A 25,695-nucleotide genomic window follows, 5' to 3' on the forward strand; every position below is an offset into this window, starting at 1 on the left:
CCGCCCCTTGCATAGGCTGAACTATGGTATTCATCGATTTTCCCGCCTTGTCCGCACTGGCCGCCGCGTCGGCCGCGGTTACCCAGAAATGCAGCTGCTGCGTCGTTCCGCTGGACGCCTGGCAGCGCCTTCCCACCTCGCTGGAGCTGGACCGGTTTGAAGAAATCGGCACTCTGCGCGAAGATCCGTACGAGGAACCGACGTTTGACGAGTATCACCCGCACGGCACGCGCTACGACAGCGTCGATGCGCCCATCGCGCCGCGCTACTATCCCGCCAATCTGAGCCAGGTAGCACGCTGCCTCAATTGCGGCCGCCACTACCTGCGCTACAACGAGGCGGGCGGTTATTTCACGGAACTGCGCATCCGCGCGCTGCGCCCGGCATTGCTGGCCGACGCGCCGCTGTCTGTCTGAGGGCTACAGGCTTTCCTTGACGTGCGCGATGCCGTGTTCATCGTAGATCGAATACACGGCAGCGAGGAGATTGTCCAGTTCCGGCGAGCGGTCCATGTGCCGCATGCTGAATAAAATGGGCGAGAACGCATGCTTGTCGTCCAGCTTGCGGTACACGACGTTCCGGTGATGCATGGCTTGCACGCTTTCCGGTACGATGGAAATGCCCTGGCCAGCCGCCACCAGTCCCATGGAAATCTGCAGTTCGCGCACTTCCGTGACGGGGCCGGGCGTGACATTGCCCTCGCTGAACATGGCCAGCACCTGGTCGGCGAAGCTGGGGCGGGGCGCTTTCGGATACACGAGCAGGGTTTCGTGGATCAGGTCCGTCAGGCGCAACCCGCCTTCTCCCTTGGCCAGCCGGTGGCCGGGCGGCAGGGCCACCACCAGCCGTTCCTCGCGCAGCAGGATGCGGCGGATGCTGGGGTCCTCGCTTTTCAGGCGCCCGAAACCCACGTCGATGCGGCCTTCCTTCAGGGCCTTGATTTGCTCCACCGTCGTCATTTCATGCAGGGTCACGTCGACCTCGGGATGGCGCTCGCAATAGCGGTGCACGACGTCGGGCAATTCCCCGTACAGGGTCGAGGCGACGAAGCCGATCGACAGGGTGCGTTCCAGCTTGCCGATGCGCTGGGTCATCGCCTTCAGGTCGCGCACCTGGTCGAGCAGCGGGCGGGCGTGGGCGAGAAAAAACTCGCCCGCTTCCGTCAGCCGCAAGGGTCGCGAGCCTTTCTCGATCAGCGCCACGCCCAGGGTTTCTTCCAGCTGCTGCATCTGCCGGCTCAGTGGCGGCTGCGCGATATGCAGGCGCGCGGCGGCCCGCGTGAAGTTCCTTTCCTCTGCCACCGCCACGAAGTAGCGCAAGTGCCGTAATTCCATCTGCATACCTTTCAGGTATAGGTTTGATACCAACTCGGTGTTGGACGTGGGAACATTCGGGGAATATCGTGTCTCCACTCCACAGAATTATACGGAATAAATATGATTCAAAATATCGAGACCTACCTGGTCGATGTGCCAACCATCCGTCCGCACAAGCTGTCCGTCGCCACCATGAATACGCAAACCCTGGTGCTGGTACGGCTGCGCTGCGCCGACGGCATCACGGGCTGGGGCGAGGCGACCACCATCGGCGGCTTGAGCTACGGCGGCGAAAGCCCGGAAAGCATCAAGACGAATATCGATACCTACATCGCGCCGCTGCTGGTCGGCATGGAAGCGAGCGAAGTGGCCAAGGCGATGGCCAGGGTGCGTAAGGTCATCCAGGGCAACCGCTTCGCCAAGTGCGCGATCGAGACGGCGCTGCTGGACGCGCAGGCGCGCCGCCTGAATGTGCCGCTGTCGGAATTGCTGGGCGGCCGCGTGCGCGATGCGCTGCCCGTGGCCTGGGTGCTGGCCAGCGGCGATACCGCGCGCGATATCGCCGAAGGGGAAAAAATGCTGGAATTGCGCCGCCACCGCATCTTCAAGCTGAAGATCGGCTTGCGCGACGTGATGGACGACGTGGCCCATGTGCTGGAGATCAAGCGGGCGCTGGGCGAACGGGCCAGCGTGCGCGTCGACGTCAACCAGGCCTGGAGCGAGACGGACGCCGTGCGTGGCATCGCCGCGCTGGAAGCGGGCGGCATCGACTTGATCGAACAGCCCGTCAAGGCGGGCAACCGCGTCGCGCTGGCGCGCCTGACGCAGCGCTTCGACGTGGCCATCATGGCCGATGAAGCCTTGCACGGCCCCGCCGACGCGCTGGCGCTGGCGCAGGCCGATGCGGCCGACGTGTATGCGGTGAAAATCACCCAGTCTGGCGGCTTGCTGCCGGCGCTGGAAGTGGCCACCGTGGCGCGCCTGGCCGGCGTCGGCCTGTACGGCGGCACCATGCTCGAAGGCGGCGTCGGCACGGCCGCCACGGCCCACGTGTGTTCCACGTTTGCCGAACTGGCCTGGGGCACGGAGCTGTTCGGGCCACTGCTGCTGACGCAGGAAGTCCTGCGCGAGCCGCTCGTGTACCGCGACTTCATGCTGCAGGTGCCGACAGGCCCGGGCCTGGGCGTCGAGATCGATATGGACAAACTACGCACCATGCAGCGCGCCTGAGGACGCCTATCAAAACCTACTGCGCGTCGTGATTTACGGTCTGCGATGCTCACTGTACCTTCGTACAGTTGCGCTTCTCGACCGCAACTCTCTTCCGCTCGCTACGGTTTTGTTAGGCCTTGTAAGTGCCTATAAAAATCTTAAGGAGACACAATGTTATTCCATGTACGCATGAACGTGAACCTGCCATTAAGCATGCCCGCCGAGCAGGCAGCGCAGCTGAAACAGACGGAAAAGGAACTGGCGCAGCGCCTGCAGCACGAGGGCAAGTGGCGCCACCTGTGGCGCATCGCGGGCCAGTACGCCAACATCAGCGTCTTCGATGTGGACAGCGTGGACGAGTTGCACAACTTGCTCACTTCCTTGCCGCTGTTCCCCTACATGCAGATCGACGTGATGCCGCTGTGCCGTCACCCATCGTCGGTGCGCGACGGCGATGCCTGACCCGCAGAGCAAAGGAGACATGCCATGAAACACACGGATACGGGAATTGTCGTGACCACCTGGAACGGGGAAGATACGCTGCTGCATTACCGCACCGACGGCGAGCGCGGCAAACCGTGCCTGGTATTGTCGAATTCCCTGGGCACGGATCTGTCCATGTGGGATGCCCAGGCGGCGGACCTGGCCAGCGACTTTTATGTCGTGCGCTACGATACGCGCGGCCATGGCCGCTCGGCCAGCGGCGGCGCGCCGTTCGGCATCGAGCGCCTGGGCCTGGACGTGGTGGCGCTGCTCGACCACCTGGATATCGCCCGTGCCGCGTTCTGCGGCATTTCCCTGGGCGGCTTGACGGGCCAGTGGCTGGGCATTCACCAGCCGCAGCGCTTGACGAAGCTCGTGCTGGCGAATACGGCGGCGCGCATCGGCACGGCCGACGCCTGGCTGGCGCGCGCTGCGCAGGTGCGCCGCGATGGCATGGCCACGGTGGCCGACGGCGCCGCCGCGCGCTGGTTCTCGCCAGCCTTCATCGCGCGTGAAGCGGCCACGGTGGCGCGCATGATCGCCACCCTGCGCGGGCAGGATGCCGAAGGCTACGCGGCCTGCTGCGCAGCGCTGGCGCAGGCGGACTTGCGCGCGCAGGTGGCCACGATTGCGGTGCCCACCCTGGTCATCGCGGGCGAGCACGATCCCGTCACCACGGTGGACGATGCGCGCTGGCTGCAGCGGCAGGTGGCAGGCGCGCAGCTGGCCCAGGTGCCCGCGTCGCATTTGTCGAATGTCGAGGCGGCGCCAGCCTTCACGGCGCAGCTGCACGCCTTTGTATCGTCGCCGGCAGGGTAAGATTTCGCTTTGCCCCTGAGCACCGCCACCGGCAAAGACCGGCACGCGGCAGGGGAAGCTTTTTTGAAATAATAATAAGAAAAAAAGCAAACTTGGAGTAGACAGATGGAAAACAGATTGATCATCATCGCGGCGGTCACGGTGGGCTATTTCGCTCTCATGTCGTACATTACGTATAGCGTGCGCAAGCATGCCAACAGTGCCGAGGGCATGACGGCGGGCGGACGCAACTATCCCGCTTACCTGATCGGTGCCTTGCTGCTGTCGGAATTCATCGGCAGTTCCGTCAGCATCGGCACGGCCCAGAAGGGCTATGAACTGGGCATTTCCGCCGCCTGGAATCTGGTGGCGCTGTCGCTGGGCTTTTTGCTGCTGGCCATCGTGCTGGTGAAAAAATACAAGGAAAGCGGGCAATCGACGATTTCCGGCATCCTGGCGCAGACGTACGGCGAACCTGTGCGCTATGCGGCATCCATCCTCACCATCGTCGCGCTGAGCATCGTTGCCGTGGCCTTGTATGCGAGCGGCGGCGCCGTGCTGGCGGCCGTGCTGCACATCAATAAAACCGTGGCCATTTTGCTGGTGGGCGCCATCACCGTGATTTATGTCAGCCTGGGCGGCATGCGCTCGGTGGTGTACACGAATTTCGCCCACTCCATCGTCAAGTACCTGGGCGTGATCCTGGCGTTGGCGTATGCGCTGGAAGCAACGGGCGGCATCGGCGCGCTGCAGGCGCAGCTGCCGGCCAAGATGTTCAACTGGGTCGAGATCGGCTGGGGCCAGATCATCGCTTGGATGATCGGCGGCATCGGTTCCATCTTCGCCACGCAATACGTGATCCAGGCCCTCGTCAGCACGGACAACCCGGCCGTGGCCAAGCGCGCCTGCTATTACGTGTCTTCGTTGATGATTCCGTTCGGCCTGATGGCCGCCCTGATCGGCATGTGCAGCGCCGTGTTGTATCCGGGCATGAAGTCGATCGACGCCTTTCCCACCCTGATCGCCCACATGCCGGCGTTTTCCGCCAGCATCATGATCGTCGGCCTGGCCGGCGCTCTGTTCGGCGGTATTTCCGCCACCACCCTGGCATCGGCCACCCTGGCCATGAAGGATTTTTATGACCCCTGGTACAACAAGGCGAAGAACGATGCGAAATCGCTGATGTTCCTGCGCATCGCCATCGTCGTGGCCGGCCTGCTGCCGCTGGTGCTGGCGCTGTATGCGGAAAAACTGCTGATGATCGCCTTCCTGGGCAAGGCCCTGCGCGCCACCCTGGCCGTGCTGGTACTGATGGCTTTCTATGCGCCGAAATTCGGCACGCCGCGCGGCGCCTTCGTCGGCGTGATCGTCTCGGTGATCGCCACCATCGGCTGGTTCCTGGCGGGCAATCCCTATGGCGTCGACAGTTCCTACCTGGCGCTGGCCGGTCCGCTGCTGACCATGGGCATCAGCCATCTGTTCAAGCCGGCGCAAGCCGTGGCGAAGCCGGCATCGTCGTCAAGGCTCTAGGTCAGACCAGCCCCGTCAGGTAATACAGGGCAATGACGAGGAACACGGCCACCGTCTTGATGACGGTGATGCCGAAAATGTCGCGGTAGGATTGGCGGTGCGTGAGGCCCGTGACGGCCAGCAGGGTGATCACGGCGCCGTTGTGCGGCAAGGTATCCATGCCGCCGCTGGCCATGGCCACCACGCGGTGCATGACTTCCAGCGGAATATGTGCCTGCTGCGCGGCCTGGATGAAACTGTCCGACATGGCGGCCAGCGCGATGCTCATCCCGCCCGAGGCCGATCCCGTAATGCCGGCCAGGGTCGTCACGGACACGGCCGCGTTGACGAGGGGATCGGGCACGCTGCGCAAGGTGTTGCTGACGGCAAGAAAACCGGGCAGGGCGGCGATGACGCCGCCAAAGCCATATTCGGACGCCGTATTCATGGCCGCCAGCAAGGCGCCGCCCACGGCCGCCTTGGTGCCTTCCGCAAAGGCGGCGCGGATGCGCCCGAAAGCCGTCACGCAGACCAGCAAGATACCCAGCAACAAGGCGCCTTCCACGGCCCAGATACCGGTCACGGAGGCGATCGACGTGGTTACGGGCGCATGCAGCCCTGGCAACGCCTCGGCGGTGAGCGAGTAACTGGCGCCGTACCAGTGGGGAATCAGCCGGGTCAGCGCAAAGTTGGCCACCCCCACCAGCACCAGGGGCGCTACCGACAGCAGCGGATGGGGCAGGTCGCCCACGTCGGCCGTGGCCTTTTCGGCCTCGGCTCCATAGCCTTCGCCCGTCGCCATGACGGAACGGCGGCGCCATTCGAGGAAAGCCAGGCCCATGATTACCGTCAGCACGGCGCCGATGGTGCCCAGCCACGGTGCGGCCCAGCCCGTCGTATTGAAAAAGGTGGTGGGGATGATGTTCTGGATCTGCGGCGTGCCGGGCAAGGTATCCATGGTGAACGAGAACGCGCCCAGGGCGATGGCGCCCGGCATCAGCCGCTTGGGGATATTGCTCTGGCGATACAGCTCGGCCGCAAACGGATACACGGCGAACACCACCACGAACAGCGACACGCCGCCATAGGTCAGGGCCGCGCACACGGCAACGATCACGGCATTCGCGCGCGAGCTGCCGATGTAGCGAATGGCCGCCACGACGATGGACTGGGAAAAGCCGGACAGCTCGATGAGTTTACCGAACACGGCGCCGAGCAAAAAGACGGGGAAATACAGCTTGATGAAGCCCACCATCTTTTCCATGAAGATGCCGCTGAAGACGGCCGGCACGGCCGACGGATCGGTCAGCAGCACGGCGCCCAGTGCGGCGACGGGCGCAAACAGGATTACGCTATAGCCGCGGTAGGCGGCCAGCATGAGAAAGGCCAGTGCGGCCAGAACTATCAGGAAAGACATCGGTCAGGCCCTTGCGCGGAAAGTGATCAGGATACTAATGATGCAATTAGTATCATACTTCTCGGCAAGACACCAACGCGCAGGTCAAGGTGCAAGCAGTTGATGCAGGCGCAGCAAGGAAGAAAGGGCTGGTCGGGGTGAGAGGATTCGAACCTCCGGCCTCTGCGTCCCGAACGTGAACTTCGCGATCTATACCGTGCCCCATGTTGTGGGTAATTCATTATAAATCAACGACTTATAATCATGTTGTTTTTCTTTTTGGAAATAAATATTAGTGGCAAAAATAGAAAACTGCCACTGATTTGGCACTGATTTTTGAACTGTTGCACTGACCACTGACTTGCCATTGATCGTTTGCCAGCAGGACTGCTGTCTTGGCTCTAGCAGTGCTAGCAGCGTCTGTGGTAGGTCAGACAGAAGGTCAAGGCCGCACCGGTCTAAGGTGGATTCGTGCGTGTCGTACATGCCTGAGCAAATACAGTCCCTGATAGCCCGATCTGAGCCGCCAACGGCAGGGAAGCGATATTCCTGACCGATTTTCAGCTTACTTTTAATCTGAGAATCTTAAGGTTGGCAGTGGGATAAAGCAGAAAGAGACTCATGGTTGCAAACTTTCTTAGATATCGCAGTAGTTCATTGCATAAACAGAAAGTTCCGGTGTAGGATCAGTCTTATGTATTGAGTTGATGAGCTAAGTTCGGGTGAACTGGCGGTGAGTGAGCGAAATTTCTTGAAAGGGAAATCTGTGGAGGACGGCGGGTATTATGCAATAAAAGGCTTTGACTTTCAAATAGACAAGACTATTTTAGCTTTGTTTAAAGAAGTTTCTTCGGGAGCGAAAGTTGCAATCGAACAAATACAAGATATAAATACAAATACGACAGTTATACAGGTTAAATATAAAGAAACCCAGGAATTTGCAAATTCAAAAATACGAGAACCTGTTGTTAAATTAATTGATGAGTTTCTTATCGATACGACAGGGAAGATTTTTATTCTTTACTGTCACTTTAAAGATGTACTGCCTTGTTCGATGTCGTTTCTTCCGACCGGTATTGATGATATATTAAATATAGCATTGAGTAAAAATTCCTCTGAATCACACAAGAAAAACTTTGATAAGATTCAAAATATATCCGCCGTGGTTCGCGCAAATTTTTCTAAAAAATTTGTACTTCAATTCGCTGATGATTACGATGCACATTTTGGTGATGTTTTAAAAGTAATTTCGAATCAGTCATTTTGCGGGTCAGATAAGGAAGCGTTATTTCTTTATCATATTATCGCGGATCATTTGAGGAAAATTGTAATTTCAAATACCGATAAAAGCCAGAGAGTTTGCGATAGAAATACAATTTTTTCATTGATGGATAGTGGGAAAAGAGCGATATTCAATTCCACTTTTTCTCAAATCAAGTCAAGAAATTCTTATTTAAATTTCTTAAAATCAAGAGCCCCGGCAATTTATGCAAACCAAAATAATTGCATCCTTATAGGACAATCTTCTAGGTCTACTTCGCCTGAGAAAATAGCAGACTTAATCAAAAGATTTTTGTTCGATTATTTCAAGTCAGCCACTTGCGATGTGAACCCCCCTATGTTTTTGATAAGGGGTGATATGGTTTTTGATGTAAAGAAGAAGTTGATAGAATCTGGCGGTAAAATAAATGATGGATATGAACAAATATTGTTTAAGACGGAGTTTTTTGTAGAGTTGCCGGTCGTCAATCTGAAGGTGGTTGGAAAAAAGGTTACGGCTTCGTTGGGTGAAATATCTTTTGAAGTAAGAATAGCTTCGCTGTCAAGAATTTCTGAACTGAAAAATAAATATATTCCGGATCGGCTGATGTATTTCGATGTACCTGAGGTAGAAACTTGGAGTTCCATTCCGATGTTTTCTGTTGATGATATTGCTCCAGAAGAAATATTAACCCTTATGAGGATTGCAAAGTGAATGGTGAAAACTTTAAAATTTCGAGCGTGTCAGCAACTGCGCTTGTTATTGAAATTATTGACCCCACAAAATTTGTTGGTCAGTTCAATATCGGTAGCTATGTGAAAGTACCATGCCGAGGTTTAGATGGAACATTTGTGGTTGGAATTATTGATAACTATCGCATTAAGGATCTTCAGTTGCCGAACCCTGGAGCGCCCGCGCAGCCGCCGTCTTTCATGCTTGACGTTAAGTTGGTGGGAATGCTTTACGATCAAGGCGGATTAAAGTTTAAACGGGGCGGTCACGGAATTCCTCTTCCTCCGAACAATGGCATTGACATCCTCAAAAAAGAGGAACTTGAGGCGGTTTTTGCTACTGGGATCAAAGAAGGGGAACGATTCGAGTTTTCTACGTTGGCTACTGACAAATCCGTTCGAGTTCCTGTTAATGGCGACAAATTTTTTAATAAGCACTTCGCCATTGTCGGGTCTACTGGTTCCGGAAAATCTCATACAGTTGCGAAAATATTACAATCCGCAGTTAGTGTGAAAGCTGGGAATTACTCAGGATTGAACAGTTCGCATATCGTTTTGTTTGATATACATGGAGAATATAAAAGTGCTTTCAAGGATTGCAATTATCTAGACGCAAATTCCTTGAAAATACCCTATTGGCTATTCGATAGTGAGGAGTTGACTGAGTTATTTATTGAGAGTGGAGAAAATAGCTCATATAATCAATTATCTCAGTTTAGATATGCTGTGGTGGAAAATAAGAAGAAATATAACCCAGGTAGGAAGGCTTATTTTGACTCGCCATTGAAATTCGATATTTTGGAGGTGGTGAAATATTTAAAAAATATGAACAACGAATTAGTGAATAAGAAAAAAGGGAAAATTCCAGAAGATAAAAATCAGAAGCAAATAGAGAAAAGAATTCCTGAATATTTTGAATCCTTATACGAATTTGATAAATTATCAGCAGATTATGTTAATGGCCCATATTCAGGAGAATTTGATAGATTCTTGATGCGAATAGAAAATATAATAGATAATCAGAGATTGGATTTTTTATTTAAAGATATTGGGGATGAAACTATTGAGGGGATACTCCAGCAAATTATTGGTCAAAAAAATAAATCAACTTCGAATGTGACCGTAATTGATCTTAGTGGCATCCCATTTGAGGTTTTAAGTATTACGGTTTCTTTAATTTCTCGATTGATATTTGAGTTGGGATATTATTATAAGCGTCATGTTCAAGGAGATGGACAAGCCGAAGCGCCGATATTGTTGGTTTATGAGGAGGCGCACAAATATGTTCCAAGAAGTGATTTGGTAAAATATCGGGCATCTAAGCTGGCAATCGAGCGAGTGGCCAAAGAAGGACGTAAATATGGCGTTACACTTGGAATAGTTAGTCAGCGTCCATCAGAGGTGTCAGAAACGATATTTTCTCAATGTTGTAATTATATTGCTATGCGCCTTACCAATCCTGACGACCAAGCGTATGTTAGGAAGCTCCTTCCGGATACATCAGGTGATCTGATATCTAGCTTGCCATCGTTGCAGTCTGGTGAGGCGTTAATTATCGGTGATGCGATTGCGCTACCTTCCTTAGTGTTGATTGATGAGTGTACGGAAACGCCGCGGTCAACTGATATTGCTTTTCTCAAGGAGTGGGCAAAAGAGTGGAAGGATATTGATTTCGATAAAATAACAGAACCATGGAAACACTAATTATGGGCGGAATGCTTCAGCTCATAGTTCCATGGGGATAAGCATTCGAAAAGCGGTCCATTGGCGGACTGAGATTCACTTCCCCGATCCGTCAACCAGAATACAATCAAAAATGCGCCTGATCCGCTACTTGTGGAGTGTAGCGTCGATACTTGCCACTGGAGAGCTTTATCCTCCAGTGGCCGCTCCCGGCAGGGCAACTACATGCATAGGGTAACCATAGTATCGGGAGCCGGGCTGATAGCACTTGACCTAATTACGGTTTTCGTTTTAGCCGTAAACGCCAATCGCATCCAGCGCAATGGAATGTGCCTATGCCCTGATCTAAGTGCAGCGCGAAGCACAATCGCCACCAGTTCCCGGCGCGACTTGACCACCGCCAAGTATCCGCGCAGGCCAGCCCTGATGATCGCGCTCCAAGCATCAGGCGAGATAGTGCCGAGCTTATCCTCTACAACATCAGTGGAGGCTGCATCCGCTGACTTAACGGCGTCATTCCGGGAGAGCTTGGCCGATCCGGAGTAAGTCAAGGTGTGCTTCCCTTTGACGGCAGTGGCATACTCTTTGAACAGTTGCTTGGCTGCATATGTGACAGAACCATTGTCCGATTGTGCGACGACGCGTAGCAGGTCGATTGGCGTTAGACTGTTGGGCTTCTTGCAGCAGCCCATATTCTTGGTGTTGTAGTTCACCGTTCGTTGGGCATCAATGTGTTCAATGATGGCAACGGCTGCTTGCGCGTTCTCGTTGATAATGATGCCGGCCTTCCCTCCAGCCTGCCGCCAGTGGGTTGACACGATATGAAATGCGTCGTCCAGTGCAGTGCGCCATGAATGCCCTGTGATTTCCTTGGCTTGCTCCGACTTACACAGGAACATGACATGGAGGTGTGGGTGCCAGCCATTTGCACCTAGGGTTACCTCCAAGCGCCGTACACATCCTACAATGCCCAATTTGTCAGCGAAGCGCTTCCAGATTGCCGGGCTACGAAAGCACTTCCAGATTGACTCCATTTGATCCAGATTCTCCGACAAAGGTTCGTAGACCTGATGGGGGGCTGTTAGCGCAGCAGCGAGGAGAATGCCGCCGGCCTGGTAATGATCGTGCACAATGCGGGAAACAATCTGCTGCTCTTTTGCCATTTTGCGGGAGTGGCAAACAGGGCAGATATGGCTGGAATCGCAAACCATCAGGCCGCCGAGTCGAGTGTTGCCACGCTCGGTCGTGCTGACCGTTACTGAAGAGTTGCTCAGTCTGTGACGCAGGCAGGCAGCGACACGACTGTCAGGAAGGATTTCGCGCACAATATTCTGAAGCTCTGCGCTTTCGAATTTGCTTCCTTCGCGGCGCAAAGACGGAATGATAGACAAGACCTGTTTGATGTGTGACATGGACGCACTCAATGTGCGTCGCAGCCCAGCTGTATAAAATTATTGGCCTTGTCTGCCTGAACGGCAGTTGAAAAATATGTCCTCGCACTGGTAATGCGACGAGGTTAAAGGAAGATGCAGCTCCAGCGGCTCTGAGCGGCTGATGATTTAGTATAGCAAACCTCAACGTGATAAATGACGTTGCGAGGAATCTCCGTACTGAAAGATTAGGTTATTGTTTGTTGACCTCCTGTTGGAAAATCCCTTCAGCCTCCTGCCGTACCTGTTCCAGCAACTTATCCAGCGCGGCCATGCTGTCTTCTTTTGAAGAGTAAGAGAGCGCAAGTACCGTCAATGGATGCAGCTTGAGCGGCCCAGCCAACTGATCGATTTTGACCAGTGTGGGATGCTTGAGTCCTCTCTCAAGTTCACTGATGTACGTGCGGCCGCTCTCGTCGAAAAAGTCCTCCTGAGTCAGTCCGCGAGCGCGTCTAACCTTCCGAAAAGCGTTTGCAAATTCGTTGTGAATTTTCATGTTGCCTCAGTTGATGTGAGGCAACCATCAAGCCATTTTGCATGCTATAGTGCTACACGCTATAGCGTGAATTATAAAAAGCAAACCTTCAAATAGAACTATTCGCGGCCATCGTTTGCTAAAAAATCATAAATTTTGAATATAAGTAACCCATAGTAAATTATGAAAAAATACACAAATCCTGCGTTGATTGCTGTTGCCTTGGCACTTTTAGGCTGTGCCACCCCACAACAGCCGCTTATCAATCCGAATGGACAACCTATGAAGTTTGTCAATCCAGTTCTCGGGAAGGGTGCAATGTCCGATGCGCGTTATGTGCTTTTGGAGAAAAGCATCAGTGATGGAAAGTATAAAGTCGTCAGTATCTCAAAGACTCGCCCGATTATCACTAATGAGCGGCAAGAGCGCATTGCCTTCAATAAAGAATTGACAGGGTTTGCGCCGGATTTCACCGATTATTCTTTCACAACCTATACTGACCAAGGGAACTATGGCGTAAATACGGTTGTTATGCGCTGTACCGCAATCCCTCGGAAGATGGATCAATACGGTCCGTGCAATAGCACTTTTTCAGGAGTGTTTGTTCCAACAGGTGTTATGAAAGACTATGTGGCTGGGAGAATCAGTCAGGCTCAAAAAGATCAATGGGAAAAGGCTAAAAATAATCCTCTGCGCGAGGTAGGTTCCCCGGAATGGGCTCTAAAACAAGCCAACGTCTTTGATCGGATGCCCGAACTTGTCAACGCCCAATAAGGAGGCAGGAATGCGTTTACTAGTTTTTCTTGCCTCGGGACTTTTGATGGCTATGATATCCTTTCAAACTTTTGCTGAGAATGGGGATGTCGGAAAGACCCCTGTTCCAAAGTCTGGCACTGCACCTGAAGTTAACAATAATTGGTCTGTGACGATCAGAAATGACGAGCCACTAGATTCTCCATTTTATGTAGCTATCCGGCAGGCTGGTAATCACTGGGATATCGACCAATTTTATACTTCTCCGCCCAAGCTAAAACGAACCGAGCCAGTCGAGTTATTTGTCGCGACCAGGGATTTGCAGCACTGGAAAAATGCTTATGCCGACCTGCGTACTGATTGCGAAAACTTTGAGGTGCGCGAGTCGGAATATCATTCCGTTTGCACTAGTGTTTTTGCCGAAAAGAAGATGGCCATTGGAGTTCTTCGAATACTCTTTAACAAAAACTCAGGCGGACTAACGCCTTTTGGATACACCGACTCCAAAGTCAAAGCGGCGATCAACAGTATTCGACCGCAAGATGCGGCGATTATGCTGGCGGCGTTCGAGCAAGGTAATACGGATTCTCAACAGCAGGAAAAGGCTGTTATGCAAACCCAGCAGGCTGCAAAACGACAAGCATTAGCCCAGCGTAACGATGCCGAATGGGCCAAGCGAAAGGCTGCGCCCAGTGGTGCCAAGGACTGGTGCGAACAGACGGTGGAGACGTTTTCCAACGGTGCTTTCGGGGTTGCTCAGACCTATACTTGCCAGAACTACGGCGTGGTCGATGAAGGTATCCTGCGGAATGAGGGCTGGGCTATTACCCATAAACAAGCTCGCCAGATTGGTCATATGCGCCAACGGGTGACAGTGTACGATATCTCTATCGAGAAGACCCCCACAAGCAGCATCTCGCAGCCAGCGGCCGTTGTGCAGCAAATCGCAGAGCAGCCAGCACGGACCAAGCAAACTGATACTACAGATAAGCCGGCAGGTGGCGTGGACTTATCCTTCATCGGTGCGCGCAAGGAGCTTAACTCCATGGGTTTCCGTTTCTATGACCAAGATCAGTTTGTTGATGCAACGCGCCGTGGCGATTTTCTTACCTTTCGTCTGTTCTTGGCGGCGGGTGCGATCCGGCCTGGGTCACCTGACAGCAAGGGTGTGACGGCACTCTCCGTCGCACAGGGATTTGAGATGAAGTTTATGCTTAATTCCTTCATTCAAGCTGAAAAGGAAGGAAAGTATCCCGGCGACATTAGTTCCGCAATACTGACGAGATAATAACCTCAACCGGATGAATCTACCAAGGCGCCAGCGGTGTGCTGGCGCTTATAAGCCCGGGCGCATACGTGGCTCTTCAAATTCATAATAATAAGTAAGAAGGTGCGCTTGCAGGCTTTCATAAATCAATAAGGGACTGAAAATGCTGGACGTACTGAACATGATTTACTTAGCTGCTATTCTGATTTCAAGCATCACCCTATACCCTAGCGAAGAAACTCCTGTGCCCTTGGGAAAAAATGCATTTGTCGAGTTGAAGTTGCATCGTGAATACTGGCGTGACGATGGTAAGGGTAAGTGCTCGTTCAATGGCGTGTTGGTGCCCTTCACTCGTACTTGGCCGGAAGAGGTGCGTCGTGGTGACGAGGTCATTATCCTTCCACCGGAACCCGAAAAAATCGCTGGCTATGTCGTAGTCGTGAATCGCAAGATATGTAAAGGCAATGTCTCGGAGGCTATTCTGCGTGCTGGTATACCGTCAACCCGGAAACCGTTCTTTGGCAGCCGTCAAGTTGACATGCATACCTTCTTTCAGGCCGGCGACATGCTGGAGACTCCGCCTGAAAAAATGCCACCCTGGATGCCGCAGGTTATTGAGCGTTTAGTTTTGTTGGCAGAAACAGACAAGAAAGCGGATAGCTTTATTACTACCGCCTTGCCCGAGCTAAATAAAGCGTTGCCCGGCTTGCCGGGTCTGGCTGGATACCAAACTGCTACAGATCAGGGCAATACTAAGTGAACTTGGTAGGTTGTAAGGCCAACCGATCACCATGACTGATTTTTTGCACATAAAAGATATGTGGCAGGTCGCCTTTATAGCCGTGCTGCCGGGCGTACTGGCATAACGCCCAAGATTGCTCTCGAACGCCATGGAAGCCTGGCTGGTTTGCGATTCGGGCAAGATGGCTCTCCACAGCATCATGGTGCCGCTTGGCTAACGACTGGTCCAGCATGATGTAGTGTTCGGCCATCTCGATTTTAGACCGCCGCCATGTCCAACTTGCCGCACCGCGAACAGGGTACCGGACCAGTTCATAGCACAGCCATTCAAGACGATGCTTGTCGGCCACATCGCGCAGATGCTCGGATGAATCTAGCAGGCCAACCGTGAACAGCATCAGCCATTCCACTTGTTCCGCGCCAAGCGGCCAATACATGACCAGCAGTGCATTAGCCTTTCCATGCTTCTTGCGCACGAGGCGCTGGGCTGGTGTCGCGCCGATTGCGTGACGTTCATGCAGCTTATTGGCGAGCTGTTCAGCCTTCGCCGCCGACACGGTACCGCAGCAGTAAGAACGATAGCCCTTGCTGATAGCGTCGATTCCGCGGCTCAGGGCGGCGGTTTTGCTGCGCGCGACAGGGGTGGATGCAAGCATGGTGTCTCCTGAATATGGTGATACTCCGTATAGCTCACATCACAGATAAAGTGCGATTGCGTTGGCTGTGATGAGACGTAATGATGTTCCGTGCACAGCACGGCAAACAACATCATGCAAAAACATTTGTTCATGAAGCTGTCGTTACGCTATACCTTGATAGGACAGATGGATTTTTAAGGCCAATGCTTCAGCGAAGGCTGAGAAGAAATCGTATGCATGGTGGTCCGCTCGGTGAGTCTTCAATGACAATGAGGGCTTAGCGAGCGGACCGCCAGACTGCAAAAACACATACGCCCGTAAGGGTACGTCGGAGCGCCACTCCGACAGGTTCCAGGTCGCCAACCTGAAACCAAGCAAACGCTGTAGCTGCATGCCTTTAATAGGGCTGGTGCGGCTGCGAAGGGCGCTGGAGGGTGTGACTCCCTCTTTCGACCCAATCTCGCCGGTCCCTCCGGCGGATGTTGGGCGACACGGAAACGGCGCCAGGCAGGCAATGGCCTGGTGACCTGTTATCGAGTGAAAGCCAGTGAAAGTCTGGCTCAGGGGACGTACCGTAAGGGCGCAACCTGTACTGCACACGTAGGCTGATGAGCATGCGGTGACGCATGAGGGCTGCAAGGGGAAACCTGGCGCAGTTGGCACCTCGAGAAATCGTGGGCCTCTGGATAGCTTAAGCGTGTAACGGCATCCCCCGACGGATGCTGTGCAGAGCAATGTAGAGCCATAGGCATGAAGCCGTGGTTCGTAGTCGATGAAGCATGATCCGAGTACCTGAGCTGCTAGGAACATCGAGCTGGGGAAACCTAAGGGGAGCCGGAAGGCTAGGTGATTGTGGAGACAGTGGCGCTGCATTGCGCATTAGCTGGTAACTAACGTGGGAACCTCTCTCCGTACCGTGTTGGTTGGCACCACACGGGCTGATGGCGAGAGGGGGAGACTGACTGAGTAGGGTTTGACTCAAGGCGCGATACGACCGAAGCGCCTGGGGAGCCACGACAGTGGCGGCATGGCAGGCACCATGCCCCGAAAGGTGGGAGCGTTTGCGAAAGTGTGTGGCAGGGCCTGGCGGCCCGTTGCGGTGATATGCCTTCTGGTTCACCTGGCGGTGGATCAGACGATCTTCAACCTTGGCTGGTTGGAGCGCGAAAAAGGAAACATTACAGAGGCACTATCTTAAGGCCGGGCATCATGCTCGATACTCGGCCATCTTTTAAACCGCCCTGCTGCTTGCGGGGCGGTTTTCTGATCGTCAACGGGTGTCTGTACCGTCAGTATATCTTCGCGGTATAGTTTAAAGTGGTTCCCGCTATTTTGACGGAAACCAATATCGACACAGTGTTAAAACGATGCCGGTTGTACTGGAACTGAACTATCCGCGAAGCTTCAAGCTGAGGATGGCTGAGGGCGTGCGTGCCACGTATAGAGGTGATGGTTAATGATAGCGACGAGCTGCAGCAAAATACTACGATATTTACGCTAAATTTCTTGTGGGTGAAATTAGCGCGGTTAGACAGTATCCGATATACTGAGTTTCCGATTGAATTGAATTTAGAAAGCAGGCCATGATTGAAAACGAAATCAGCAGTGCCGGAGTTGATTCGGCTGGCATTAAAGATGAGGTCCTATGTGCTAGCGAAGTCGACAATTCAGCATTTCCTGCACACCTACAAAAGCCGGATCAAGATCGTCTCTTACAGGAGCTGGTAAAGCATGCGAATGATTGGGGCCTGTCTATCAGCATCACTTTAAACCTCGGTGGTTCAATGGTATCGGGGCAGCTCATTTCCGTAGAGACTTATTTGGACGAGTTCGCCGCTGAATTCAAGGCTTCGTTCAAGGATAATCCTGAGATAGCTCAGTCATATTTTGACTTGTTTTCTTCATATAAGCCAAAAAGGTCGGAAGCCGAAGATAAATCACCTATTACCCCTGCTCGCTATATTCACCTGCAAGGCGTGCGAACTTACGCTCCCGGAAGACCACAATTTTCAGTGACCTCGAATTTGTGGAGAGGGCGTATTTCAGAAGTAAGCGGTTTTTTCATCGGAATGCCACCGCTGCCAAACTCTAACTGAAGTCCAGCGTATGAGGGGGCAGCCAAAACTTGGAAAAACAATATTTTAGCTGCGGCTTGAGTGTTATCGGTAGAGGTGATAATAGAGTCAGCTAACACCGGTGCGTAACGCGCACGCCAGGGAGCGGTGACCTGCTTCGGCGTTTGTCTGTGGTCATCTTGGGTTTGCAGTGACAACACGCATGATGGACCCGGACAGCGCGCTTTTTGTGGAGCTTGTCGCGCTGACGCCGTTGGACCGATCCGGGCGTCCGGAGGAGATGGTCGTGGTAGTCCTCTTTTTGGCTAGCGACGCTGCCAGTTTCATCATGGACATCAACCTCGGTGTCTATGAAGTTTTCAGAGAGGTTGGCGCAATGTTGCGATGTGGCAGGATCGTCAGGCTGCGTCCTGACGAACCGTACACATGTTTAACATGCTGTTTCACGTGCCGTATCGAAATTCGCGTAATCGCATGGTCGGAGCTAGGCCATTGCTTGCGAGAAAAAATGACTGACGCTTAAGTTTAAACGGCTGGCTAGGAAGCAGGCGATTTCTCGTTACGCTGTGCGTCGCTTGAAGTCTATGTGAACGACGTTGTCCTGACACTTGGAGTGCATGTGGGCCTTTGCAAGTAAGACTTCGCTGGAAGTTGGCGAAACGGCGTGTTCCTGCTGTTCGGTATTATCCGGCTCAACAGTGTTTGTGGTGACAAGGTTCGCCAGCGTCACACTGGCGCCTTTCTTGAGCCTGCGGACTCCGTGGTGCGTGGTTGTCTGATTGTTGTCGGAGAACGCTGCGTCAAGGCGCTTTGCGAGGCTCTGAGTGCACAGGTGGGCGTAGCGCAGCAGCATACGGACATCTCGATGACCGCTGAAGTGCTGAAGGTCCACCAGTGAGAAGCCGCCGGGCGTGTTACTGCCCGCTTCGGCAACGCGGGAAATCGCTTCATGGCGCAAGTCGTGGACACGGAGTTCGGCATTGCTGGTCAGGCCCGCACTTGAGCACATCCGCGTCCATGCTTTTCGCAAGCCGTCCACGCTAACAGGAAAGACCAGCTCGCTGTTGTGCGGCAGTTGGCGCAGCATCTCAACCAGGTCGCGGCGAAGTGGGAGCTTGCGGGCGCGGCCATTTTTTGTCTCAGGCAGATAAGCAGTCTGCGTATCCAGATTGACGTTCGACCAGGTCAGTGTCAGCGTTTCGCTGCGACGAGCCCCAGTCATGAGTTGAAAATGGATAAGGGTTTCGAACAGAGGAAGATGAACGTAGCTGGCCTCTGCTTCGCGCATGTAACGCTGGCGTGCATCCTTGATAATCTGCTTGCGGCGATATGTAGTCGCAGCGCCGTCTGCCTCCTGGCGCTCGTCCTGCATCATCTGCTCGAGACGCCGGATGATGGACTGCTCACGGTCCTCGACCAGCGCGGCGCGAAGCAGCCTCGCTTCTTCATCAAGTGACATTCGACGGTCCCGCTCATTGTAGTAGCGCGGGCGGCGCACGCCGTCCATCGGATTTTTCAGGACGTGAATGCGCCAGGTGTCGATGGCGAGGTGGCAGACCGCAGAAAACAGGTCGATTTCCCGATCCACAGTTGCCGGTGCGACAACTTGGCAACGTTCGTCTATGTAGTCCGTGAAATCGTCAGGGACGACGGCCGCGAATGGCTTACGGATGAACTTGCCAGCTTCCGACGGCTGCCCTACGCGCGTTCCGGTGGACTTGCGCATCTTCATGCTGGCGACTTTCGGATGGGGGTTAGGATGTTCCGCCACGATTGCTGCCAGGTCCTCCCGAGGCAGGCCAGCATCTTCCAGCAAGGCGTTGATTTTATATCCCTCTACTTCAAAGCTCTTGTGGCGCGGTGCTTCCTCGCGCAGGTAGCGAACCAGCAGGTCCGCAAGGCTTGCTTTCTGTCCGCTGCCGTAATCGACGAACAAGCCGCGTCGCAGCTCGCTCTCGAGCCGTTGTTTGATGTCGATAGCTTCTGTTTCGCTGTGGACGACAATACACTGGTTCTTGGCGCCGACGCTACGCGTGCGCACGACGTAATGGTCATTCAACTTTGCCGAACGGGGTTTCAGCCCTTCGGCGCGCAGTTTCTGGATATATACCTGGATAGCCTTGTGAGCGCTGTGAGCGAACTGCTTTGTGAGGTCGTCGCGGTTCTTGACAGTGACCTGGATGCGGGAACGATTTTCGATGGATGCCATGATGGCGATGCTCCGTAGTTGTGGAACACCGTATAGGGCAAAAAGTTGTCCATGCCAGGTGTAAAGTCAGACGATTGCCACTGACTTGCCACTGGACCATCCAGAAAACAAAACAGCAAGACACTAACTCGCTGTTTTATAAGGAGGTTTTTGGTCGGGGTGAGAGGATTCGAACCTCCGGCCTCTGCGTCCCGAACGCAGCGCTCTACCAGGCTGAGCCACACCCCGCTTTCCTTCATTACAGCAGATGGCGGGGTGGCTTTCAAGCGCTTGCATCAAAGCTTATTTCTTTTCCTGCTGCGCCTTCCTGATGTCCGCTTCGCTCACTTTTTTGGCTGGCGCGTTCGTCGCCGGCGAGGCAGGGGCCTTGCGGGTGGCGTTCGCTTGCGCCATGACGGCGGCGCAGTCCGTGTCGGGCGCCTTGTCGACGTTGACCAGCGGCAGCAGGGCGGCCAGCGGCGTGACGACGGTGGCCAGGGCCACGGCGGCGCCCGCTTTCAGGGCCAGCGGGCCTTTTTGCGGACCCACGTCCGGGTTTTTGAACGTGCCTTTCGCGTACAGCGGCGTGCGCAGGGTGATGATGCGGGCGCCCTTGGTGCGCGGGCGCACGTCGAGGTCCAGGGTTTCGTGGGCCAGGTTGACGTTGCCCGTGACATTCACGACGGCCGTGTCCGTATCGAGCACGAAGCGGCGCACGTCGGCCTGGCCGTTCGTCACGGCGAAGTCGCTGGCCATGCAATTGAGGTGCACTTGCTTGTCGCCAAAGATTTTGACGAAGACGGCGTTGGCCAGGTTCAGGCCGGCCAGTTCCAGCATGAATTGGCTGACGGAGCCTTCGCTGACGGTGGCCGCCAGTTCGCCATTCGCGCTGGCCAGCATGGCCGAGACGGAGTTGCCGTGGCCCGTCAGCGCCGCGTCGCCATACACTTCGCCGAAACTCGCTTGCATCGATTGCAGCTTGGGAAACAGTTCGCGAATTTTGAGGTGGCGCGCCGCCACCTTGGCTTGCGCGGCGATGGTCTTTTGACGGCCGTCGAGCGTGATATTCGAGGTGATGTCGCCGCCGGCCATGCCGAAGTTGAGCGGCGTCAAACTCAACACCTTGTCTTTCATGTGGATATGGGCGACGATATCGTTGAACGGAATGTCGTGCGTGCGCACCAGTTTCTTGCCCGTGAATTTTACGTCGGCATCGAGCGCATTCCATTTTGCCGTGTTGAACTGTTCCACCGGCAAGGCTTTGTTGGCGGGCTGCACGGGCGCCTTGCCGCGCGCCTGTTTCTGCGCATTGCTGTCGGCGCCGATGGTGGGGCCCAGGTCTTCCAGACGCAATTGCTGCGACGTCACTTCACCGCGCAGCAGGGGACGCGGCTGGCGCGGCAAGTATTGCAGGGTGCCGGCCAGGTCGCTCTGGCCCACCGTGCCCTTGAAGTCTTGATAGGTCCAGTTCCAGGTGGCGCCGTCTTTTTTGCCCAGCAAGCGTCCCTTGGTGGCGTAGTCCGGCGTTTCCGGCAGCAGCACGCCCGTCAGCGGATACAGGTCGGCCATGCTGGCGCCGGCCAGACTCAGCTGTAAGTCGATGCCGGACAAGGAGCGCGGGTCCGTCAGGGTGCCGTCGATGCTGGCCTTGTTCTTGCCCAGCACGGCATGGGCCTGCACGGGATAAACGGTGTTGTTATCGGTCAAGGACAGCACGGCGCCCGCCTTGCCGCCACCCGTCACGGGCGCCTTGCGATAGGTTCCGCCCAGGGTGAATGCGATGCCGTATTTCTGCACGGGCGCGCTGCCTGGCGCGTCGCCCGGCGTGGCGTCGGGCGCCGTCGAGCTGACCTTGGCGTGCACGTCCAGCGAAATGCCCTCATCCAGATAACGGATGGCGCCGTCGCCGAAGGCCATGCGCTGGATTTCCACGTCCCATGCCGAAGGGCCGTTGTCCTTGAAGGTCCAGCTGTTGCTGCCGTCGACGCGCCGCTGCAGGGCGATGTTCGGCGCGTCGAGCGCCAGGTCCGTCAGCACTACCTTGTGCTGCAGCAAGGGCAATGGATGGAGGGCCACGTCGATGCGTTTCGCGCTGGCTAGCTGCGGGCCGGCCGTGGCCCAGTCCGGGTTGCTCATGCGCACGTCCTGCGCACTGATGATGGGCCGCGGCACGTAGCGGCGCCAGCCGGGCTCCGTTTTCAGCCCTTGTTTCCATTTCACCTGCAAATCGCCGCCGATGACGAAGGTACGGCCCGTGCTTTCCGACACCTTCTCGTTGATGTAGGGGCGCGCGCGGTTCCAGTCGAAGGTCAGCACAAAGATGACCACGATGGCGGCCAGGGCCAGCAGGGCGGCCAGGCTCCAGCCGAGGATTTTCAGGGGTGTCGAGCGTGTCATGGGATGCCGATCGCAGTGATTTTTCATCAAGGTAGACCGATAGGCCATGACAGTCGGTGCGCTAGGTTACGTAAGATAGGTAGCCAAGACGTATGGCTTGAAATGATTCAATAATTCGACTATTATTGAAATATGGAAAATACACAGCAAATAGCGAGCGTAGCGACACCGCTGACGAGTACTTCCGCCATCGTGGCCCTGGCCGCGCTGGCACAGGAATCGCGGCTGGCCGTGTTCCGCTTGCTGGTGCAAGCGGGGCCGCAAGGCATGGCCGCGACGAAAATCGCCGAAGCGCTGGCCATTGCGCCCTCGTCGCTGTCGTTTCACTTGAAAGAACTGGCGCACGCCAATCTGGTAACGGCAAGCAAGGCGGGCCGTTCCATCATCTATGCGGCCAACTATGCGGGCATGAACGGCTTGCTGGCCTTTTTGACCGAGAACTGCTGCGCCGGCGCGTCTTGCTGCGTCAGCGAACCACATTTACTGAAGGAAACGACGACATGACGATCACGATTTATCACAACACGGCGTGCGGCACCTCGCGCAATACCCTGGCCCTGATCCGCAACACGGACGTCGAACCCGTCATCATCGATTACGTCAAGCATCCGCCTTCGCGCGAGGAATTGGTCGACCTGATCGCCCGCGCCGGCCTGACCGTGCGCGCCGTCATGCGCGACAAGGGCGCCCTGTATGACGAGCTGGGCCTGGCCAATCCGGATTTGCCCGATGCGGCCTTGCTCGACGCTATGCAAGCCCATCCTATCTTGATCAACCGCCCCATCGTCGTCACGGAACTTGGCGTGCGCCTGTGCCGGCCGTCGGAAAAAGTGCTGGAAATCCTGCCGCTTCCGCAGCAGGGCGCGTTTGCCAAGGAAGATGGCCAGGCCGTGGTGGGCGCCGACGGCAAGCCGGTGGCCTGAGATGGCAGACCTTGCCAACGAGTTGCCGAACATCAGCGCCGCGCACCTGGATGTGCCGGACCTGGACAAGCTGGCGCCGGCCAGCGTGTCCACCCACGCGCCGCGCATCCTGCTGCTGTACGGTTCCTTGCGCGAGCGCTCGTACAGCAAGCTGCTGACCCTGGAGGCGGAACGCATCCTGCGCCACTTCGGCGCCGACACGCGCGTGTTCGACCCGCACGGCTTGCCCATGGTCGACAGCGTGTCGCCCGAGCATCCGAAAGTGCAAGAGTTGCGCGCACTGTCGCTGTGGTCGGAAGGGCAAGTCTGGTGCAGCCCGGAGCGGCATGGCGCCGTCACGGGCGTGTTCAAATCGCAGATCGACTGGCTGCCGCTGGAAACGGGCAGCGTGCGGCCCACGCAGGGGCGAACTCTTGCTGTGATGCAAGTGTCCGGTGGTTCGCAATCGTTCAATGCCGTCAACGGCTTGCGCGTGCTGGGACGCTGGATGCGCATGGTCACCATTCCGAACCAGTCTTCCGTCGCCAAGGCGTACCAGGAATTCGACGATGACGGCCGCATGAAGCCGTCGCCGTATTACGAGCGCCTGGTCGACGTGATGGAGGAACTGTACAAATTCACTCTGCTGGTGCGCGACCGCCGCGATTACCTGGGCAGCCGCTACAGCGAGCGGCTGGAAGCGGCGCCGGCCATCGTACAGGAATTGGCGGGCGCGGCGATGGAGCACGAGCGCACCTAGCTTTTCGACAGTGTATAAAAAACGGCGCCATCGGCGCCGTTGTCTTTGCTGTAGCGCAAATCGCGATCAGTGATTGCGGTCCACGGCAAACGAGCACAGTTGCAGCATGGATTGCTTATAGACGCTGTCCGGCCAGCCGGCGATGGCATCGGCGGCGCGCTGGCCGGCGATTTCCGCCTGCTTGCGCGTGTAGTCGAGGGCGCCGCTGCTGGTGATGGCCGTCAGGACGGCGTCGAAATGCTGTTCGTCGCCTTGCTCGATGCAGCTGCGCACCAGTTCGCGTTGCTCTGGCGTACCGTTTTCCATCAGCCAGATCAGCGGCATGGTCGGTTTGCCTTCGCGCAAGTCGTCGCCCACGTTCTTGCCGATTTCCGCGGCGTCGCCTGCATAGTCGAGCACGTCGTCGATCAGCTGGAAAGCCGTGCCCAGCGAGCGGCCGTATTCGGCTGCCGCTTCGATATCGTCTTCGCTGGCGCCGGCGATCAGGGCGCCCAGTTGCGCCGACGCTTCGAACAGCTTGGCCGTCTTCGAGCGGATGACGTTCAGATAGCTTTCCTGTGTCACGTCCGGATCGTGCATGTTCAGCAACTGCAGCACTTCGCCTTCGGCGATCACGTTGGTGGCGTCGGACAGGATTTGCATGACGCGCATATTATTCAGCGACACCATCAGCTGGAACGAGCGCGAGTGCAGGAAGTCGCCCACCAGCACCGAGGCGGCATTGCCGAACAGGGCATTGGCCGTCTGGCGCCCGCGGCGCATCGACGATTCATCGACGACATCGTCGTGCAGCAGGGTGGCGGTATGGATGAATTCGACCACGGCGGCCAGTTCATGGTGCGCCGTGCCGCGATAGGCGTGGGCATTGGCCACCAGCAAGATCAGCACGGGACGGATGCGTTTGCCGCCTGCGCTGATGATGTATTCAGCGATCTGGTTGATCAGAATCACATCGGAGTGCAACTTTTGGCGGATCACCGTATTGACTGCGTCCATATCGGCGGCAATCGTTTGCACGATGGTGTTTTGGTTAACGTGTTTGTTAGCGTCAGACAAGGCGAACCTGCATTAGATTGTGGGTGCCGCGATTATACGACAAGGCTTGCGCGTGCGTGACGTTTGCCTATGACTGTAGGGCAATTGATTGATCTGCTTGGCACTGGCGCGCGTTTTGCTGTCCGCCTGGCGCAAGCCTGACATGATGGTCAGGTTGTCGACATACCACGATCGTCAAGCTTTGTGAATACTTTTTGACGCAATTTCTCAGTCCGTGTATAATCGCTGGTTCCCCCTGTTGTGCACGGCTTGCTTTTCATGGCAGTGGGACAAATTCTTTCAACATTTGATGAGGTTTCAAATCATGTACGCGGTCATAAAAACCGGTGGCAAACAATACAAAGTTGTCGCTGGCGAAAAACTTAAAGTAGAACAGATACCGGCAGACATTGGTTCCGAAATCACCATCGATCAAGTGCTCGCAGTAGGCGCGGGCGACAGCATCAAGTTTGGTGCTCCATTGGTCGAAGGTGCAACGGTACTGGTTACGGTTGTGGCGCATGGTCGCCATGATAAGGTCAAAATTTTCAAGATGCGTCGTCGTAAGCACTACCAAAAGCATCAAGGCCATCGCCAGAATTTTACCGAAATCCAAATCGTTTCGATCAACGGCTAATCGCCGCT

At 55.4% G+C, this 25,695-nt stretch carries 23 protein-coding genes and 1 tRNA gene; 15 read left to right on the plus strand and 9 right to left on the minus strand.

The window, feature by feature from the left end; all coding sequences use genetic code 11:
• Nucleotides 1-23: 23 nt before the first annotated feature.
• Nucleotides 24-416, plus strand: coding sequence for a hypothetical protein (locus O0879_RS18260; RefSeq protein WP_289906376.1), 393 nt, complete (start codon nucleotides 24-26; stop codon nucleotides 414-416).
• A gap of 3 nt (nucleotides 417-419) precedes the next feature.
• Here O0879_RS18260 and O0879_RS18265 read toward each other — a convergent pair whose 3' ends face one another.
• A complete protein-coding gene (locus tag O0879_RS18265; RefSeq protein ID WP_289913288.1) occupies nucleotides 420-1,334 on the minus strand; it encodes a LysR family transcriptional regulator in 915 nt (304 codons plus the stop codon).
• Between the two features lie 102 nt (nucleotides 1,335-1,436).
• On the opposite strand from O0879_RS18265, the gene O0879_RS18270 reads away from it, so the two are divergent.
• The 4 genes from O0879_RS18270 (at nucleotide 1,437) to O0879_RS18285 (ending at nucleotide 5,339) form a co-directional block, all read left to right on the plus strand.
• Nucleotides 1,437-2,546, plus strand: coding sequence for a muconate/chloromuconate family cycloisomerase (locus O0879_RS18270; RefSeq protein WP_289913289.1), 1,110 nt, complete (start codon nucleotides 1,437-1,439; stop codon nucleotides 2,544-2,546).
• A 153-nt stretch (nucleotides 2,547-2,699) separates the two neighbouring features.
• Nucleotides 2,700-2,990 (plus strand): muconolactone Delta-isomerase, encoded by a 291-nt coding sequence (catC, locus tag O0879_RS18275; protein WP_251349767.1) that lies wholly within the window; start codon nucleotides 2,700-2,702, stop codon nucleotides 2,988-2,990.
• A gap of 24 nt (nucleotides 2,991-3,014) precedes the next feature.
• Complete coding sequence (gene pcaD, locus O0879_RS18280; protein ID WP_289917999.1) at nucleotides 3,015-3,830, plus strand: 3-oxoadipate enol-lactonase; 816 nt, start codon at nucleotides 3,015-3,017, stop codon at nucleotides 3,828-3,830.
• Nucleotides 3,831-3,935: 105 nt separating this feature from the next.
• Entirely contained in the window at nucleotides 3,936-5,339 is a 1,404-nt protein-coding gene (locus O0879_RS18285; RefSeq protein ID WP_251349768.1) for a sodium:solute symporter family protein, read from the plus strand.
• 1 nt (nucleotide 5,340) lies between these two features.
• On the opposite strand, the gene O0879_RS18290 is transcribed toward O0879_RS18285, so the two are convergent.
• Nucleotides 5,341-6,735 carry a GntP family permease gene (locus tag O0879_RS18290; protein WP_289918002.1) on the minus strand — a complete coding sequence of 465 codons (1,395 nt, stop codon included), beginning with the start codon at nucleotides 6,733-6,735 and terminating at the stop codon, nucleotides 5,341-5,343.
• A gap of 730 nt (nucleotides 6,736-7,465) precedes the next feature.
• On the opposite strand from O0879_RS18290, the gene O0879_RS18295 reads away from it, so the two are divergent.
• Entirely contained in the window at nucleotides 7,466-8,689 is a 1,224-nt protein-coding gene (locus O0879_RS18295) for a hypothetical protein (protein WP_289918004.1), read from the plus strand.
• Nucleotides 8,686-10,410 (plus strand): ATP-binding protein, encoded by a 1,725-nt coding sequence (locus O0879_RS18300; protein WP_289918006.1) that lies wholly within the window; start codon nucleotides 8,686-8,688, stop codon nucleotides 10,408-10,410. Before O0879_RS18295 ends, O0879_RS18300 begins: the two co-directional genes overlap by 4 nt.
• Nucleotides 10,411-10,610: 200 nt before the next feature.
• Here the strand turns inward: O0879_RS18300 and O0879_RS18305 are convergent, their stop codons facing one another.
• Together O0879_RS18305 and O0879_RS18310 are read right to left on the minus strand one after the other, a co-directional pair.
• Entirely contained in the window at nucleotides 10,611-11,801 is a 1,191-nt protein-coding gene (locus O0879_RS18305; protein ID WP_289918008.1) for a protein rep, read from the minus strand.
• A gap of 211 nt (nucleotides 11,802-12,012) precedes the next feature.
• Nucleotides 12,013-12,315 (minus strand): helix-turn-helix transcriptional regulator, encoded by a 303-nt coding sequence (locus tag O0879_RS18310; RefSeq protein WP_289918009.1) that lies wholly within the window; start codon nucleotides 12,313-12,315, stop codon nucleotides 12,013-12,015.
• A 162-nt stretch (nucleotides 12,316-12,477) separates the two neighbouring features.
• Between O0879_RS18310 and O0879_RS18315 the strand changes: the two genes are divergently transcribed.
• The 3 genes from O0879_RS18315 (at nucleotide 12,478) to O0879_RS18325 (ending at nucleotide 15,074) form a co-directional block, all read left to right on the plus strand.
• Nucleotides 12,478-13,068 carry a hypothetical protein gene (locus O0879_RS18315; protein ID WP_289918011.1) on the plus strand — a complete coding sequence of 197 codons (591 nt, stop codon included), beginning with the start codon at nucleotides 12,478-12,480 and terminating at the stop codon, nucleotides 13,066-13,068.
• A gap of 10 nt (nucleotides 13,069-13,078) precedes the next feature.
• Nucleotides 13,079-14,335: a hypothetical protein gene (locus O0879_RS18320; protein WP_289918013.1), complete on the plus strand. Its 1,257-nt coding sequence runs from the start codon at nucleotides 13,079-13,081 to the stop codon at nucleotides 14,333-14,335.
• A 142-nt stretch (nucleotides 14,336-14,477) separates the two neighbouring features.
• Nucleotides 14,478-15,074 (plus strand): hypothetical protein, encoded by a 597-nt coding sequence (locus O0879_RS18325; RefSeq protein ID WP_289918015.1) that lies wholly within the window; start codon nucleotides 14,478-14,480, stop codon nucleotides 15,072-15,074.
• Here O0879_RS18325 and O0879_RS18330 read toward each other — a convergent pair.
• Nucleotides 15,067-15,711, minus strand: a complete 645-nt coding sequence (locus O0879_RS18330) for a hypothetical protein (RefSeq protein WP_289918016.1) — start codon at nucleotides 15,709-15,711, stop codon at nucleotides 15,067-15,069. The two genes, O0879_RS18325 and O0879_RS18330, sit on opposite strands and share 8 nt — an antisense overlap.
• Before the next feature lie 1,565 nt (nucleotides 15,712-17,276).
• Between O0879_RS18330 and gvpU the strand changes: the two genes are divergently transcribed.
• Complete coding sequence (gene gvpU / locus O0879_RS18335) at nucleotides 17,277-17,789, plus strand: gas vesicle accessory protein GvpU (RefSeq protein WP_289918018.1); 513 nt, start codon at nucleotides 17,277-17,279, stop codon at nucleotides 17,787-17,789.
• Between the two features lie 538 nt (nucleotides 17,790-18,327).
• Here the strand turns inward: gvpU and O0879_RS18340 are convergent.
• The 3 genes from O0879_RS18340 to O0879_RS18350 form a co-directional block, all read right to left on the minus strand.
• Nucleotides 18,328-19,977, minus strand: a complete 1,650-nt coding sequence (locus tag O0879_RS18340; protein WP_289918019.1) for a site-specific integrase — start codon at nucleotides 19,975-19,977, stop codon at nucleotides 18,328-18,330.
• 151 nt (nucleotides 19,978-20,128) lie between these two features.
• Nucleotides 20,129-20,205, minus strand: a tRNA-Pro gene (locus O0879_RS18345).
• Nucleotides 20,206-20,259: 54 nt separating this feature from the next.
• On the minus strand, nucleotides 20,260-22,353 hold the full coding sequence (locus O0879_RS18350; protein WP_289918022.1) for an AsmA family protein: 2,094 nt from the start codon (nucleotides 22,351-22,353) through the stop codon (nucleotides 20,260-20,262).
• Between the two features lie 132 nt (nucleotides 22,354-22,485).
• On the opposite strand from O0879_RS18350, the gene O0879_RS18355 reads away from it, so the two are divergent.
• From O0879_RS18355 to arsH, 3 genes are read left to right on the plus strand one after another with little or no spacing between them, the layout of a single operon-like run.
• The gene (locus tag O0879_RS18355; RefSeq protein WP_289918024.1) at nucleotides 22,486-22,857 is read left to right on the plus strand and encodes a metalloregulator ArsR/SmtB family transcription factor; all 372 of its coding nucleotides are present in this window, start codon (nucleotides 22,486-22,488) and stop codon (nucleotides 22,855-22,857) included.
• Nucleotides 22,854-23,276: an arsenate reductase (glutaredoxin) gene (gene arsC, locus O0879_RS18360; RefSeq protein ID WP_289918026.1), complete on the plus strand. Its 423-nt coding sequence runs from the start codon at nucleotides 22,854-22,856 to the stop codon at nucleotides 23,274-23,276. Before O0879_RS18355 ends, arsC begins: the two co-directional genes overlap by 4 nt.
• A gap of 1 nt (nucleotide 23,277) precedes the next feature.
• Entirely contained in the window at nucleotides 23,278-24,015 is a 738-nt protein-coding gene (gene arsH / locus O0879_RS18365) for an arsenical resistance protein ArsH (RefSeq protein ID WP_289918027.1), read from the plus strand.
• 66 nt (nucleotides 24,016-24,081) lie between these two features.
• Here arsH and ispB read toward each other — a convergent pair whose 3' ends face one another.
• Nucleotides 24,082-25,071 (minus strand): octaprenyl diphosphate synthase, encoded by a 990-nt coding sequence (gene ispB / locus O0879_RS18370; RefSeq protein ID WP_077400159.1) that lies wholly within the window; start codon nucleotides 25,069-25,071, stop codon nucleotides 24,082-24,084.
• A 304-nt stretch (nucleotides 25,072-25,375) separates the two neighbouring features.
• Here ispB and rplU point away from each other — a divergent pair, with 304 nt between their 5' ends.
• Entirely contained in the window at nucleotides 25,376-25,687 is a 312-nt protein-coding gene (rplU, locus tag O0879_RS18375) for a 50S ribosomal protein L21 (protein WP_034754730.1), read from the plus strand.
• The last annotated feature ends 8 nt before the right edge of the window (nucleotides 25,688-25,695 follow it).

This window comes from Janthinobacterium sp. SUN120 (assembly GCF_030397735.1).
Taxonomy (GTDB): domain Bacteria; phylum Pseudomonadota; class Gammaproteobacteria; order Burkholderiales; family Burkholderiaceae_D; genus Janthinobacterium; species Janthinobacterium kumbetense.